The organism is Mycobacterium heidelbergense, from assembly GCF_010730745.1.
GTDB classification, from domain to species: domain Bacteria; phylum Actinomycetota; class Actinomycetes; order Mycobacteriales; family Mycobacteriaceae; genus Mycobacterium; species Mycobacterium heidelbergense.
This window is the reverse complement of record NZ_AP022615.1, coordinates 3,381,082-3,396,857: the sequence shown is the minus strand read 5'-3', so window position 1 is coordinate 3,396,857 and position 15,776 is coordinate 3,381,082. Positions and strand designations below refer to the sequence as shown.

At 68.2% G+C, this 15,776-nt stretch carries 10 protein-coding genes and 1 pseudogene; 3 read left to right on the top strand and 8 right to left on the bottom strand.

What is annotated here, in order from left to right; all coding sequences use genetic code 11:
• Window positions 1–34: 34 nt before the first annotated feature.
• Window positions 35–598, bottom strand: a complete 564-nt coding sequence (locus G6N25_RS16025; protein WP_083073386.1) for a TIGR00730 family Rossman fold protein — start codon at window positions 596–598, stop codon at window positions 35–37.
• Window positions 599–659: 61 nt separating this feature from the next.
• Between G6N25_RS16025 and G6N25_RS16020 the strand changes: the two genes are divergently transcribed.
• Window positions 660–2,783 (top strand): AAA family ATPase, encoded by a 2,124-nt coding sequence (locus G6N25_RS16020; RefSeq protein ID WP_169924612.1) that lies wholly within the window; start codon window positions 660–662, stop codon window positions 2,781–2,783.
• Window positions 2,784–2,990: 207 nt separating this feature from the next.
• On the opposite strand, the gene dapE is transcribed toward G6N25_RS16020, so the two are convergent.
• Entirely contained in the window at window positions 2,991–4,055 is a 1,065-nt protein-coding gene (gene dapE, locus G6N25_RS16015) for a succinyl-diaminopimelate desuccinylase (protein WP_083073385.1), read from the bottom strand.
• A gap of 92 nt (window positions 4,056–4,147) precedes the next feature.
• On the opposite strand from dapE, the gene dapD reads away from it, so the two are divergent.
• A complete protein-coding gene (dapD, locus tag G6N25_RS16010) occupies window positions 4,148–5,101 on the top strand; it encodes a 2,3,4,5-tetrahydropyridine-2,6-dicarboxylate N-succinyltransferase (protein ID WP_142272554.1) in 954 nt (317 codons plus the stop codon).
• Window position 5,102: 1 nt separating this feature from the next.
• Here dapD and G6N25_RS16005 read toward each other — a convergent pair whose 3' ends face one another.
• The 6 genes and pseudogenes from G6N25_RS16005 to G6N25_RS15980 form a co-directional block, all read right to left on the bottom strand.
• Entirely contained in the window at window positions 5,103–6,389 is a 1,287-nt protein-coding gene (locus G6N25_RS16005) for an MFS transporter (protein WP_083073383.1), read from the bottom strand.
• Window positions 6,390–6,664: 275 nt separating this feature from the next.
• Window positions 6,665–6,877: pseudogene (locus G6N25_RS16000) on the bottom strand (AMP-binding enzyme); the annotation flags it as partial.
• A gap of 636 nt (window positions 6,878–7,513) precedes the next feature.
• Entirely contained in the window at window positions 7,514–8,923 is a 1,410-nt protein-coding gene (locus G6N25_RS15995) for an acyl-CoA synthetase (RefSeq protein WP_083073381.1), read from the bottom strand.
• Window positions 8,924–8,958: 35 nt separating this feature from the next.
• Complete coding sequence (locus G6N25_RS15990; protein ID WP_083073380.1) at window positions 8,959–9,867, bottom strand: alpha/beta fold hydrolase; 909 nt, start codon at window positions 9,865–9,867, stop codon at window positions 8,959–8,961.
• Between the two features lie 504 nt (window positions 9,868–10,371).
• Window positions 10,372–11,676 (bottom strand): hypothetical protein, encoded by a 1,305-nt coding sequence (locus G6N25_RS15985; protein ID WP_232065816.1) that lies wholly within the window; start codon window positions 11,674–11,676, stop codon window positions 10,372–10,374.
• 1,244 nt (window positions 11,677–12,920) lie between these two features.
• Window positions 12,921–14,390, bottom strand: coding sequence for an aldehyde dehydrogenase family protein (locus G6N25_RS15980; protein WP_083073378.1), 1,470 nt, complete (start codon window positions 14,388–14,390; stop codon window positions 12,921–12,923).
• Window positions 14,391–14,603: 213 nt separating this feature from the next.
• Between G6N25_RS15980 and G6N25_RS15975 the strand changes: the two genes are divergently transcribed.
• Window positions 14,604–15,773: a cytochrome P450 gene (locus G6N25_RS15975; protein WP_179961728.1), complete on the top strand. Its 1,170-nt coding sequence runs from the start codon at window positions 14,604–14,606 to the stop codon at window positions 15,771–15,773.
• The last annotated feature ends 3 nt before the right edge of the window (window positions 15,774–15,776 follow it).

The following is a 15,776-nucleotide window of genomic DNA, read 5'->3' as shown; positions in this document are numbered from 1 at the left end:
CCCCTCGATTCCCCTCGGCGCCTTGTCGCTGACCTCAGCCGGGCGCGCACGCCTCTAGTGCGGCACCCACCTTATCGACCAGCACCACGCGGTCCATCGCGGTTTGCGAGACATACCCGCTGTCAAGCAGTCCGCACAGCCAGAGCCACAGGCCCTCGTAGTGCCCGAAGGGGTCGAGCAGCACGATGGGCTTGCCGTGCAGGCCGAGGTAGCCCGTGGTCCACGCGTCGAACAGCTCGTCCAGGGTGCCGACGCCGCCGGGCAGCACGATGAACGCGTCGGCGCGGTCTTCCATGACCTGCTTGCGCTCGCGCATGGTGTCGCTGACGATCAGCTCGTCGGCTTGGGCGTCCGCGATCTCGCGGCGCATCAGGATTCGGGGGATGACGCCGACGGTCCGGCCACCGCGGGCGCGCGCCGCGCTGGCCACCGCCCCCATGGCCGAGACCCGGCCGCCGCCCCACACCAGGGTCCAGCCGCGGTCGGCGATCGCCTCGCCGAGTTCCGCAGCGAGCCCAAGCAATTCGGGATGCTCAGGGCCGGACGCGCAGTACACACACACCGCCCATGCGCGTGACGGTTCGCGTTCCCGGCGCATACAACGAAAGGTAGACCAAGCCCGGTGCGGGGCGCACACCGCGCGCAATAAAATTCTGGCGGTGCCGATTCGATGGAACGTCCCCCAGCACGCGGCGGCCCTGGAGCGACTCGACGTTGCGCTGGGCGACACGGGCCGGCCCGGGGCCGTCGTGCTCGGACCCGACGGCTGCGGCAAATCCACGTTGGCCCGCCTGGCCGCCGAAAACTATGTCCGGCGGCACCCGACCACGATCGCTCGTTGGGTCACCGGCGCCCCGAGCGAGCGCGTCGTGCCGTTCGGGGCTTTCGGCCATCTGGTGGACATCGCTGACATCGGCAAACCCGCCGCGCTCCTGAGGGCGGCCCGGGCGTCGCTGGTCCTTGATCGCGATCTGCTGCTCGTCGTCGACGACGCCCACGACCTCGATGTGCTGTCGGCCACGCTGGTCTATCAGTTGGCGCTGGCCGGCGCGGCCCGGATGATCGTGACGGCGCGCGCGGACGCCGCGCCGGGCGCCATCGCGGCGCTGTGGACCGACGGCCTGCTGGACCGGATCGACATCGAGCCGCCCGGCGGCGCGACGACCGCGGCGGAGGTCGACGCGTTCCTCGCCGAGCTGCCCACCGCGGCGCGGTCGGTGCTGGACTATCTCGCCGTGCAGGAGCCGCTGTCGGTCGCCGATCTGACCGTCCTCGCCGGCGACGGCGCGGTGACGGAGGCGGTGGACTGGGGCGCGGCGGAAACCCGGGTCCGCGGCGGACGCGGCGACGACCCGGTGGTGTACACGGCACACCCGCTGTTCGCCGAGCGGGCGCGTGCCGCGCTCGGCGCCGACGACGCGCGGCGGCGACGCACCGAGGTTGTCGGGGTGCTGTCGCGGCACCCGTCGGAGCACCTGAGCGACCGGTTGCGGCTGGCGTCGCTGGCGCTGGACAGCGACGCCCCCCAGCGGGCGGCCGAGGTCGCCGCCGCCGCGCGGCAGGCGCTGCGGCTGGGCGACCTCGCGCTCGGCGAACGCCTGGCCCGCTCGGCGCTGGAGCGGTCCGGCGGCTTGGCGGCGAGGCTGGCGCTGGCCCACGCGCTGGCGTGGCAGGGCCGCGGCCGCGAGGCCGACGCGGTGCTGGCCGCCGTCGACGCGGGCGCGTTGGCCGAGCCGGCGCTCATGGACTGGGCGCTGCTGCGGGCGGCCAACCAGTTCTGGATGCTGGGCGAGCCCGAGCGCGCCACCGCGTTCCTGCGGACCATCCGCGGCCGGGTCGCGGACGCGGGACCGCGCACCACGCTCGACGCGCTGAGCGCCACCTTCGCGATGAACGCGGGCAATGTCGGGCACGCCGTCAAGGTCGCCGGCGAGGTGCTGGCCTCGCCGGCGGCCGACGACCAGGCGGTGGCGTGGGCGGCCAGCGCCGCCGCGCTGTGCGCGGCGCGGCAGGGCCGTTTCGACGACGTCGAACCGCTGGCCCAGCGCGCCCTGGCCGCCGAGCATCCCGGGCTGCTGCGCTTCACGATCGGGCTGGGCCAAACGACCGCGCTGTTGATGGCGGGCCGACTCGACGCGGCACGGCGGCTGGCCCAGCAGTTCACCGATTTCGCCGAGTTGCAGCAGCCGGGCCGCGCGATCGGCGAGGTGCTGCTGGCGCACGTGCTGCTCGCCGACGGTGAATTCGCTAGAGCCGCAACGTTGCTCGTGCCGGCCGCGGCCACGCTGCAGCGCACCGGCTACTCGTGGGGGCCGCTGTCGCTGACGCTGCTCGCCACCGCGCTGGCCCAGCAGGGCGACACCGCGGCGGCGGCAAAAGCCTTGAGTAGGGCCGAATCCCGGCACGGGACCAAGTCGGCGCTGTTCGCCCCGGAGCTGGGTGTGGCCCGGGCGTGGCGCTTGGCGTCGATGCGCGACGCGCACGGCGCGGTGGCCGCCGCCCGCGACGCCGCCCGGATGGCCGAACGCGGCGGGCAGTCGGCGGTGGCGCTGCGCGCCTGGCACGAGGCCGTCCGCCTGGGCGACACCCGCGCGGCGGACCCGCTGGCCCGGCTGTGCGGCGAGATCGACTGCGCGGTAGGCGGAATCGCGCTCGCCCACGCGCGGGCGCTGGCGGCCGGTGACGGCGCGGCGCTGCGGGCGGTGTCGGATGACCTGGCGGCGGTCGGGATGCGCGCGGCGGCCGCCGATGCCGCCGCGCAGGCGCAGCGGTGCAAGGGATAGCGGGCGGGACGCGTCGTGGTGGTCACATGTGTCACGTGCGTCTCGGCTTCGGAGGCACCTACTCTTCTGCCCGCCTCACAGCGACACGCGCGGTGGGCTGTCGCTGTGAGGCGGGCACATCGGTGTATGCCGGCCGGCGAGTGACCGATGTGACACACGGGGATTGACGCCCGACCTTCGACCCACCGCGCACCGGCGCGACGAACACTAGCCGCTCAAGTAGCGCCGCAGCATCTCCACCGCGGCGGTGATGTTGGCGACCGGCACGCGTTCGTCGCGCCGGTGCGCCAGGTTGGGATCGCCCGGCCCGAAATTGACCGCCGGTATCCCCAGCGCCGCGAACCGCGCCACGTCCGTCCACCCGTATTTCGCCCGAACCCGCCCGCCCGCGGCCTCGACCAGGGCCTTGGCGGCGGGCCGCGTCAGGCCCGGCAACGCACCCGCCGCGGCGTCCGTCTGCTCGATGGCCACATCGAGGCCGTCGAACACGTCGTGCACGTGTCGCAGCGCCGCGGCCACCGATCGATCGGGGGCGAAACGGAAATTGACCGTCACCGACGCGGAGTCCGGAATCACGTTGCCGGCCACGCCGCCGTCGATGCGCACCGCCGACAGGCCCTCGCGGTAGGCGCAGCCGTCGATGTCGACGGTGCGCGCGGTGTACCCGGCCAGCCGGTCCAGGACGGCACCCAGTTTGTGAATCGCGTTGTCGCCCAACCAGGATCGTGCCGAATGCGCGCGGGTGCCGGTCGCGCTGATCACGACGCGCAGCGTGCCCTGGCAGCCGGCCTCGATGTAGCCGGCCGTGGGCTCGCCGAGGATGGCCACGTCGGCGGACAACCAGTCCGGCAGCTCACGCTCGATGCGGCCCAAACCGTTTGACGCCGCTTCGATTTCCTCGCAGTCGTAGAACACGAGCGTGAGGTCGTGCGCCGGCTCGGCCAGCGTGGCGGCCAGGTGCAGGAAGACCGCGTCGCCGGACTTCATGTCCGCGGCACCACAGCCGTAGAGGTCGCCGTTCTCGCGGCGGCTGGGCAGGTTTCCGGCCGCCGGGACGGTGTCGAGGTGCCCGGCCAGCAGCACCCGCGACGGCCGCCGCAGCCGGGTGCGGGCCAGCACGGCGTTGCCGCTGCGGACGATGTCGAAGCCGGACGTCTGGGCCCGCAGCGCGGCCTCCACCTCGTCGGCGATGCGGGCCTCGTCCCCCGACTCGCTGGGAATGTCGACCAGCGCCGCGGTCAGTTCGACGGGGTCCCCGCGCAAGTCCAGCACGGCCCAAGGGTATCTGCTGGCCAGCAGACACAGAATCGCACTCGCGGTGGCTCCGGCATGCGATTCTGTGTCTGCTCGGCGAGCCAAGTAACCTGTCGGCCGTGACTGGCGCAGTAGGTATTGGGCTGGCGACGCTGGCCTCCGACGGGTCGATCCTCGACACGTGGTTTCCCGCACCGGAACTGACCGAATCGGGCACCGGCGGCACGTCGCGACTCGCGACGTCGGATGTCCCCGCGGAATTGGGCGCGCTGATCGGCCGCGACGACGACCGCGGCACCGAGACCGTCGCCGTGCGCACGGTCATCGGCTCGCTCGACGATGTGGCCGCCGACGCCTACGACGCCTACCTGCGGCTGCATCTGCTGTCGCACCGGCTGGTGGCGCCGCACGGGCTGAACGCCGGCGGCTTGTTCGGTGTATTGACCAACGTCGTCTGGACTAATCGCGGGCCCTGCGCGATCGCAGGCTTCGAGGCGGTCCGGGCGCGGCTGCGCCGCCACGGCCCGGTGACCGTCTACGGCGTCGACAAGTTCCCGCGGATGGTCGACTACGTCGTGCCCACCGGGGTGCGCATCGCCGACGCCGACCGGGTGCGGCTGGGCGCCCACCTGGCGCCGGGCACGACCGTGATGCACGAGGGCTTCGTCAACTACAACGCCGGCACCCTGGGCGCATCGATGGTGGAGGGCCGCATCTCGGCCGGCGTGGTGGTGGGCGACGGGTCGGACATCGGCGGCGGCGCGTCGATCATGGGCACGCTGTCCGGCGGCGGCACGCAGGTCATTTCGATCGGCAGGCGATGCCTGCTCGGCGCCAACGCGGGCCTGGGCATCTCGCTGGGCGACGACTGCGTCGTCGAGGCCGGCCTGTACGTCACCGCCGGCACCAAGGTCACCACGCCCGCCGGCAAAACGGTCAAGGCCGCCGAGCTCTCCGGCGTCGACAACCTGCTGTTCCGCCGCAATTCGGTCACCGGCGCCGTCGAGGTGGTGGCCCGCGACGGTCAGGGCATCGCCCTCAACGAGGACCTGCACGCCAACTGAGTCAGCCGCTGGGCACGGCCTCCAAGCCGGGTCCCAGCTCCGTTCCGTTGGTTTCCGGCAGGAGATAGGTGCACACCAGGCCGACGGAGACCAGGGCGGCCAGCATGAGACCGATCGCCCAGCTGCCATAGGTGGCCAGCAGCGTCCCCGCGATCAGCGGCGGCAGGGCGGCACCGACGATGCCGGCCAGGTTCATCGCCAGCGCCGCGCCGCTGTAGCGATAGCGGGTGGCGAACAGCTCGGGAATGAAGGCCGCCGTGGGTGCCGAGCCGATCGCGGCGCTGGCAAACATGCCGAGGATCGCGACCGCGTACAAGACCGGTTTGCCGGTGTCCATCAGCGGGATTACCACAAACGACCACGGCAGGCAGACCGTCCACCCCAGCAGCATCATGCGGCGGCGCCCGAACCGATCGCACAGGGTGGCCGACAGCGTGACGAACGTGATGCTCACCAGGCCGCCCAGCGCACCCACGCACCAGATGAAGGTGCGCGAGTAACCGAGGTGGGAATGGGCGTACACGGTGAGGTAGGTGTTGCCCATGTAGACGAAGCCCAGGGCGCCCAGGATGCTCCCCGCGGCCAAAAAGATCTCCCGGCGCTGCAGGCGCAGCAACTCGGCGAGCGGTGCCTTGGGGACCAGGTTGCGGGCCTTCTCCTCGGCGAACACCGGGGTCTCGTCGATGTTGACCCGCACGTATAGGGCGATGCCTATCAGCCCCGCGCTGATCAGGAACGGGACCCGCCACCCCCACTGCATGAAGGCGGGGCTGGTCTCCCCGATGGTGAAGTTCACGCCGAGGAAGGTCAGGCTGCTCAGCACTCCCGCGGTGCCGCCGCCGAGCAGGGTGAACATGCCGTACCGCCCGCGTTTGCCGGCCGGGGCGTACTCGGCGCTCAGCAACGCCGATCCCGCCCATTCTCCGCCGACGGCGAAGCCTTGCAGGAGCCGCAGCACGACGAGGATCAGCGGGGCCGCCACGCCGATGGTGGACGTGGTGGGCACCAGGCCGACGCTCACGGTGGAAACGGCCATGATCAGCAGCGTGGCGATCAGCATCTTTTTGCGGCCCAGCCGGTCCCCGAAGTATCCGAACACCGCCGCGCCCAGCGGCCGGGACAGAAACGCCGTCGCAAACGTCGCCATCGACGCGATGGTGGCGACCGTGGGGCCCAGGTGCGGGAAGAACACCGTGGGAAAGACCAGCGCCGCCGCGGTGCCGTAGATGAGAAAGTCGTAGAACTCGATTGCCGAGCCGACGAGGCAGGCGGCCGCCACCCGCCGCATCGGCGTGGACGGGGGACCCGCCACAACCGTCGCAGCGGCGCCACCCGCGCGGTCGGGCCCACCCATCAAAGGCCGCCCAGTGGCCGGTTGCATGTGCTCATTGCTACGACGGTAGGTGAAGGTTCGCAGTCTCGCCCGATAGACAAGCTGGCAACATCCTGCGTGTCGCGGGGCCCGGGATGGCGCCACCCGGCTCGCGAGCGTGCGTGTTTGTACAGGGACACGCCGGCGCGGGCGTACAACTGCGCACGCTCGCGAGAGGCAGACGGCCGTGTTCAGCCCTCGGATAGCAGCTGCTTCTTGAGAACCTTGCCCATCGCGTTGCGCGGCAGCGCGTCCACGACGCGCACCTCACGCGGGCGCTTATGCACCGAAAGCTCGCGGGCCACATAATCGATCAGCTCGTCGCCTTCCAGCTCGGACGAGCCGACGACGAAGGCGACAATGCGCTGGCCCAGCTCCTCGTCGGGCAGCCCGACGACGGCGGCCACCTCGAGCCGGCTGCGGGTAACTCCCGCCAAAATGCTCAGGACCGCAGCAGCCAGCAACAGCACTAGCGCGCTCAGCAGTGACCCCACCCTGAGAACTCCCGAGACTGCGAGGTGTTGTCCCTTCAGCACGGCCACCACCGCCAATGAAACGGTCACGAGCGTCGTAGCGCTGGTTATTGTCGTGGCCGAGCGCGTGTTCAACCTGTCACGCCGGCCATACTCCCGGTCGAGTTCCTTCGCTATGAACGCAACCCATTCGCTGCCTTGCTCATACATCATTGTTGTCGCCGTGAATCACCCTTCGAACGACATCGAGAGCCGCGCCCCACAATGAAGACGGCTCACGGCCCCGTGTACTCACCTCGGTCTCCCACTGGATCGGCGGTGGCGGGGGCTTGGATTCGTGGGCCGCGGGCGTACTCGGCGGCGGAGTAGTGGGCTGCGGTTCGCCGTTGTCGCTCACCTGAACCTCCCGGTTATCGCTTGCTTCCAGCCTAATTGCCCTGGCGGCTGAGCTGAGACAAGACAGGAACTGACTTCCTACCGCCCGGCTCGCGAGCGTGCGTGTTTGTACAGGGACACGCCGACGCGGGCGTACAACTGCGCACGCTCGCAAGAGGCAGACGGCCGTGTTCAGCCCTCGGACAGCAGCTGCTTCTTGAGCACCTTGCCCATCGCGTTGCGGGGCAGCGCGTCCACGACGCGCACCTCACGCGGGCGCTTATGCACCGAAAGCTCGCGGGCCACATAATCAATCAGCTCGCCCGCCCGCAGCTCGGACGAGCCGACGACGAAGGCGACAATGCGCTGGCCCAGGTCCTCGTCGGGCAGCCCGACGACGGCCGCCTCCTGCACGCCCGGATGACCGAGCAACGCCGTTTCGATTTCGCCCGCGCCGACGCGGTATCCGCCCGACTTGATCAAGTCGACCGACTCGCGGCCCACGATGCGATGCATGCCGCCGCCATCGATTACCGCGACGTCGCCCGTACGATACCAGCCGTCGGCGTCGAAGGCCTCGGCGGTGGCCTCCGGTCGGTTCAGGTAGCCGTCGAACATCATCGGGCCGCGAACCTGAAGTCTTCCAACGGTTTCCCCGTCGTATGGCGCCGGGCCGCCGTTGTCGTCGAGCAGCCTGGTTTGCACGCCGGCGAGCGGCAGGCCCACCCAGCCCGCGCGGCGCTCGCCGTCGGCCCGCGTCGATATGGTGATCAGCGATTCCGAGGCGCCGTAGCGTTCGACGGGGCGGTGCCCGGTGAGCTTGGCCAGCCGGTCGAACACGGGCACCGGTAGCGGGGCGCTACCGGACACCAGCAGCCGGGCCGGGCGCAGCGCCTCGGCCGCCGACGCGTCGGCCACCACCCGCGACCACACCGTGGGCACCCCGAAGTACAGGGTGCCCCCCGCCGCCGCGTAGGCGTCCGGTGTCGGTTTTCCGGTGTGCACGAAGCGATTTCCGATCCGCAACGACCCGAGCAACCCCAGCACCAGCCCGTGCACGTGAAACAGCGGCAGCCCGTGCACCAGCACGTCGTCGGGCGTCCACTGCCAGGCCTCCGCCAGCGCGTCCAGGTCGGCGGCGATCGCCCGCCGGCTCAGCACCACGCCCTTCGGCAGCCCGGTGGTGCCCGACGTGTAGATGACCATCGCGGTGGCGTCCGGTGACGGCTCCGGATAGCGATGCCAGGAGCGGGCGCGCAAGCGAACCGGGATGTGCGGCAGCCCTTCTGGCTCTTCGGGCTCGGGACCCAGCCAGGCCCGCGCGCGAGAGTCGGTGAGTATGTGCCGGCGTTCGGCCACGCCGACGTCGGACGGCACCGGGACGAAGGGCACGCCGGCGATCAGGCAGCCGGTGATCGCCAGCACCGCCGACGCGGTCGGCGTCGCCAGGATCGCGACCCGCTCCGCGCCGGCGACGCGCTCGGCCACCGACGTTGCGGCGCCGACCAAGTCGCCGCGGCTGAGCACGGCGCCGTCGATGCGCACCGCGTCGGCGATGTCCTTGGCGGTGACGTCGGACGGATTCAGCGAGGTCAGCAGCACGAAAGCAGGTTACCCGCAGGCCGATTGACGAGTGGTCAGGCCCGCTCGTCCCAAACCTTCATCAAGGTGGACAGGATCTCCTCGCCGCGGCCCAGTCCGGCCAGGTGACTTTCCTCCGGCAGGTGGAACAGCTCGGCGTCGGGCAGCCGGGAGACGACGTGCTCGCCGTGCGCGAACGGGATGATGTGGTCGTGGTCGCCGTGCCACCAGCGGACCGGGACCTTCACCTCGTCGAGCCGGAATCCCCAGTCGCGGGCGAACAGCATGATGTCGTTGAAGGGCGCGGCCAGCTGCTTGCGGCTGCCGTTGAGCAGGTCGTCGAGAAACATCGCCTTGAACTCCGGGCGGTTGAGCAGGTGGCGGTCGGCCCGCGGTGAGAGCAGCGCATAGACGTCCAGCGCGGGAGATGCGATCGGCCGCGCCGCCTGGACCACGACGCTGGCGCCGATCCGCAGCGGATTACCCCCGAATCTCAGCAGCGGCGCGATCCGCAACCCGAGGTTCATCGCGCCACCGCTGATCGCGTCCGGCCCGCGCGTCGGCGCCACCCCACCGAGCACACCGGCATCCACCACCCGGTCGGGCAGGCGCGCCGCGCACGCGAGGGCGTACGGGCCGCCGCCGGACAGGCCGATGACGGCCATCGTGTCGATCCCGAGCGTGTCGGCGATGGTGCGCAGGTCCTCGGCGAAGGCGGCGACGTTCTCGTACTGGTGCGGTGTCGACGAGCCGATGCCGGGCCGGTCGATGCCGATCAGGCGGATGTGGTGGTCTTCGGCGTAGACGCGGGCCTCGGTCGGGATCTGCCGGCGGGCCCCCGGAGTGCCGTGCAACCAGAAGACCGCCCGGCCCTGCGGGGCGCCGAACTCGGCGAAACCGATTTGGCGGTCCCGTCCGACCGCGATGTTGCCTTCGAGCTTGGGGCGGGCGATCGCGACGACCATGCTCTGCAGCTTCGCATGTGACGAGTCGTTGACGAAAGACTCACAGCGTCTGGCGCCGCAGGCTGTCGGTGCTTGCGGCTGAACCGCTATCACATGTGCGATCACTTTTCGAAACCGCATTACTGTCAATGTTCCAGGCGCTCAAAGATATTCAACTTTCATGCGACCGACCTAGCGCTTGGTTGCCCCGAAATCGGGGATGCCGGTGCGGATCGCGGGGGCGGCATTCCCCAACGGCGAGACCATCAACACATGCGGGACCGCTGGGCGAGCTCAACAGCCCACAACAAAACGGAAATCCGCAAAAAAGCCGATTTCGCAACAACATGACGTCAGAGGTGAAATCCTGGTTAAGTGTCATCCCGGCTGACATGGGTCGCGTTGCCGTAGACCGCTCACGCCCAGCCGAGATGCACACCATGAACGGATCGGCCCCCTTCTTGCTCGCAAAGGGGGCCGATCGCCGTTGGTGGTCGCCGGCTCGCATCGGCGACCACCATGGACTCAGAGCAACTTGAGGAGATTGATAATCAACGTTCCCAAGCTGCTGACAAGGCCACCGGCCTTAGTAAGTAGCAGGGGCAGACCCTGCAGGAGCGAGGGAAGGGTTTGAGTCAATCCATTGCTGATGGCGCCAGTGATGCTGTTCAAAGACGGCCAGCCATTGAGCAGCTGGTTCGCGAGGCTTTGGAACGCAGTCGCCAAACTGCCACCTGCCATGATGTTCTGGGCTTTGGGAGTGACGATGTCTTTCACCAGAGTCGGCAGGATCTGGCTGAGGGTGGTATTAATCGGGCCGTCACCCCTAGCGATAGCGGGGCTGCTGAGAATCCCACCAGTAATCTTTTGGCCGGATGCCACGCCGTTGATTAGCCCATTTAGCGTCGCACCTGGGAGGTCGGCAACGTTGGTCAGCACTCCTACCGGGTCCCCGGCGACCCAAGCGTTATAAATCGCTTGGGCGCTGGCACCGAATGCAGTCTTCATTGCGTTAGGCACCCCGAGGAAGCTCGCGAGCCCGAAGATGCTGAGCGCGCTGCCGGTGGTATAGGTGAGACCGCTCTGCAAGTTAGTCGCCATCGCAGGCAGGATCTTCAGTATGGATTCGAGCGGCAAAGCGACTTCTTCAAGCGGCTGTTGCCAAAATGCGATATACAAGTTTGTCATCGCAGCTGATATCTGACCCGATAAAATATCACTCCACGCTAGCGAGAGATACGGTGCCATGCTTAAGGTTTTAGCATTTCCGAAGATCCACGTCACAGCACTGTTTGCGGCGCCTTGAAAACTCGAAACGTATTGGCTCGCATACTGCGCCCAGTTCGCAAGAACCTGCTGCGCGACCGGGAAGGGCGTCTGCAAGAAAAGGTTGCCAAGGTACTGCCCGTTGGTGGCTGCGTTTTGGAAGAGGCTGATCCACGTCTGGATCGGGTTGACAGCAAGAGGATCGTTGAATGCTGCGGCAGGGTTGATGATCCCGCTAACGAGACTTGCCGGCACACTGGCCGCGCTGGCTCCGTTGGCAAGCGAGGCGAGTTCGTTTTCCACGCCGGCGAACAGATCGATCATGCCGCTAGCGGCGTCGGTGAGGTTGATCTCGGCCACGCTCATCTGGGGGAGATGTTGGGTGACGTGGAGGTTGGGTAGGTGCTGGGCTATGGGGCCGGCGGCGAGGATAGCGGCGCTGGTCAGGGCGATGCCGGTGGTGATGGGGGGCGGGCTGCGAGGTCCACGACCATCTCCTTTATACGATTCTGAATAATGGCGTGTTAAACGTACCCGTGAAATACTTTTGGCGAATTTCGACAACGGAATAGACAATTAACCGTGGCGATACGAATTAGCAGCAAATCTGCCTGCAGTACACCGGAAACTATTACCCGACTTAAGTCAAATAGACCGCCTTGGAAAAAGAATTTATTGGCGGCATTGAGATGGCGTGACGGAGCGTCGTTGCCGCGCGTCGACAAAGCCTTGCTGTGAGCGTCTCGATCCGCTCCCAACCAGAGGTAACTCCTCCTCAACGTGCCGGTGGATTTCACCCGGGCAGTGCTTCAGCGTGTTGACGCGAGCGGGCGGTGAAAACAGTCATCCGGCTTGTCCGCACCGCTACGACACGAGGAGTTCACTGTAGGTCGAAGTCGGAGATGATCATGGAGCAGCAGCGGACACCAAGACCGTCCAGCGCCGGTGGGCGTGTGGCACAAGCCAATACCGATCACGCCCGGCGGTCCACCGGCGCCCACCCCAGACAAGGCCGGGCACACCACCTACCACCTACCTTGGGTGCGCCGTACAGCGGATGACCCCGGCGACCACGGCGGGGAAGATCACCGAAGGGGTCGGCCAACTCAGGGCAGCAGTGGCCTCAGTGAGTGCGGGAGGGTTTTTCGTCGCTGGCCGACACCGGGTTGTCGTAGATCAGTTGGGCCGGGGACTGAGGCGCCTCGCGATGCCATCGTGTGCTGCCTGCCGCGACAGAGCGCCGCGCCGCGGCAACGAGCACCGTCTGACCGCGTCAATGTCAGTGGTGAAGGAGTATCTCTCAGCAAATACCAGAGCGCTCTATATACCCTGGCGGACAATCGTATCGCTGCGGCAATAGCTATCGTAAGTGGGGGAGTGAATGCGGCCCTGTACGCTACCAGTAGGTAATGTCATATTTAACTATTTTAGCGGCAGGCATAGTTTGCTACAAAGCATGGGAAGTACGCTTACCAGTAGCTCCTTGACCCCACGATGGTTGCGGAGCCACACGTTTCTGAAGCGATCACCCAAAGCCGCCCGAAAACGCCACGGGCCCAAGTTCTTCACGGGTACGTGCAGCTCGCCAGCCGAGAACGGACCCGCCTCACTCGCCAGCAGAACGCGCCACGACGACCAGACATGCCCTCGCTGACAGCGTTCCCAGGGGCCGCACCGCCGCGCCGTCGACCCGGCGCCGTTGCCGCGATCCTTGATACCCGCAGCGTCTACGCGCTCATCGCACTGGCAAACATGTTGTTCACCAGGCGATTACACGAGCTCCGAGGCCTATGCCGCGAAAGCTCCCGTCACGCCGGGACCCCGATGGCCTTCACCTCCATGTACTGGTGCAGCCCGCCGATTCCGCCGCTCTCACGGCCGAACCCACTCAGCTTGAAGCCACCGAACGGGGCGTCACCGGGGCCGATGCCGTTGACCGCGACCTGGCCGGTGCGGATGCGACGGGCAACGCCGACGGCCCGGTCCACGTCGGAGCCCCACACCGCGCCGGACAGCCCGTAGCGCGAGTTGTTCGCGATCGCGACGGCATCGTCGTCGTCGCGGTAGCGCAGCACCGACAGCACGGGCCCGAACACCTCCTCCTGCGCGATCGCCGAATCCGATTGCACCTCAGTGAGAATCGTCGGTTCGAAGTAGAAGCCGACATCCAGGCCGGCCGGGCGGCCGCCGCCGGTCGCCAGCTTCGCCCCGTCGTTGACCGCCCCGTCGACGTGCGCCTGGACGCGCCGCAGCTGTGCCGCACTGATCAGCGGCCCCATCTGCGCCGCGGGATCCCTGGGGTCGCCGACCTTGACCTCGCCGGCCAACGCGACGAGCCGGTCGACGACCTCGTCGTGCAACGAATCGGGAAGCAGCAGCCGGCTGTGCAGGATGCAGGCCTGCCCGGCGTGCAGCGAGCAGCAATCGAACAGCATCTTCCGCAGCATCTCGTCGGTCACCTGCGCGTCGTCGAGGACGATGCTCGCCGACTTGCCGCCGCACTCCAGCAGGAGGCGCTTCATGGCGTCGCCGGCGGCCCGCATGACCTCGCAGCCGACGGCCGAGCTGCCGGTGAAGCTGATCATGTCGATGCGCGAATCGGTGGTGAGCAGCCGGGCGCCCTCGATGCCCGACGGCGTGACGACATTGACCACGCCGGGCGGGATGTCGGTCTCCTCGTCGATGACGCGGGCCAGCGCGAGCCCGGCGAGCGGCGTCAGCGGCGAGGGCTTGAGCACGACGGTATTGCCCGCCGCCAGAGCGTTGTTCACCTTCATGACGTTGAGGCAGTGCGGGAAGTTCCACGGCGTCAGGATCGACACGACGCCGAGCGGCTCGCGACGCAGCAACGTCGTTCCGGCACCGACCCCGGTGACCGGCTCGTCGGTCAACTGCGTGGCGAGCTGGGCCGCGCGCATGGACATGTATCCGGCGCCGTCGATTTGCATCACGCGCTCGTTGGCCACACAGCCCCACTCCGCCTGCGACAGCGCGAAGAACTCGTCGGCGTGCCTGCCCAGGGCGTCGCCGAGCTGATTGAGGCAAGCCGCTCGCTCTTCGAGGCTCAACGAAGTCCACGGCCCGTCGTCGAAGGCCCGGCGCGCGGCCGCGATCGCCTCGCCCACCTGGGCGACGCTCGCGTCGGGCGCGGCGGCGATGGTCTGTTCGGTGGCGGGGTCGACGTCGTCGTAGCGGCCGCCCTCCGGTTCGACCCATCTGCCGTCGATGTAGAGCTGGTAGGTGTCGACAAGAGGTCCCGGAGGTGCTAGCTCGGCCATCTGATTCCTCACCGAAGGTCGGTCATCTAGGGACTCAGTGTTCACCCATGGATCTCCGGCGTCAATCACCAATGACGCGAAATCCTCGCTATTCCACTGTGCCGACGCCGTATTGACAGCAATGGCCGCGGCGGAGTAGACACATTCTCGCTAGACAGATTGGGCCAATCTGTCGGATCTCCCGGGAGGCTTACCGTGCAGACCACTTTTCCACTGCACTCCCCCGACTTCTACGCGGGCGATCCGTACCCGGCGTACCGGGAGCTGCGCGCCACGTCGCCGGTGTGCTGGAACGACGTCACCAACTTCTGGGCGCTGCTGAAGTACGAGGACATCCGGTTCGTGTCGAGCAACCCGGCCCTGTTCTCATCGACCAAGGGCATCACCATCCCGGACCCGGCGCTGGACAATCCGGTCGTCGAGAACAGCCTCATCTTCACCGACCCGCCGCGGCACCGGCAGCTGCGCAAGCTGATCAACGCGGGCTTCACCCGGCGGCGAATGGCCGTGCTGGAACCGAGGATCCGTGAGATCGTGCGGGGAATCCTCGATGGCGTGCAACCCGATTCCGTCCACGAATTCGCCGAAGAGATCGCCGCTCCGCTGCCCACCCGGATGATCGCCGAGCTGATCGGCGCCCCGCCCGACGACTGGGAGCAGTTCCGGGCGTGGTCGGACGCGGCCACCGGAATCGCCGACCCGGAAATCGAACTCGACCCGCTGATCGCCATGGGGCAGCTTTTCGAGTACTTCCAGAAGCTGATCGCGGCCAAGCGCGTCAACGCGCGCGACGACCTGCTGTCGGTCCTGGCCGGCGCCGAGATCGACGGCCACCGGCTCACCGACGAGGACCTGCTGAACTTCGCGTTCCTGCTGTTGGTCGCCGGCAACGAAACCACCCGCAACCTGATCGCGCTGGGCACGCTGGCGCTGATCGCGCATCCCGGCCAATGCCGGCTGCTGGTCGAGGATCGGTCGCTGATCCCGGGCGCCGTCGAGGAGATGTTGCGCTGGAACAGCCCAGTGGTTCACATGGCGCGCACCGCGACGACCGACGTCGAGATCCGCGGGCAGCGGATCGCCGAAGGCGACACGGTGGTGATGCTCTACGGCTCGGCCAACCGGGACGAGGACATCTTCGGTTGCGACGCAGAAGAATTCAGGGTGACCCGCCACCCCAACCCGCACATCGCGTTCGGGTGCGGGGAACACTCCTGCGTGGGTGCGCAATTGGCGCGCCTGGAAGCCTGCGTTATGTTCGACGAGCTGCTGCGCCGCTTTCCGACGCTCGAGCTGGCGGGCGAGGTGGACCGGATGCGGGCCACCATGGTGCCCGGGGTGAAGCGCATGCCGGTACGCTTCGGGACGCCCGCGAAACACTAGGAG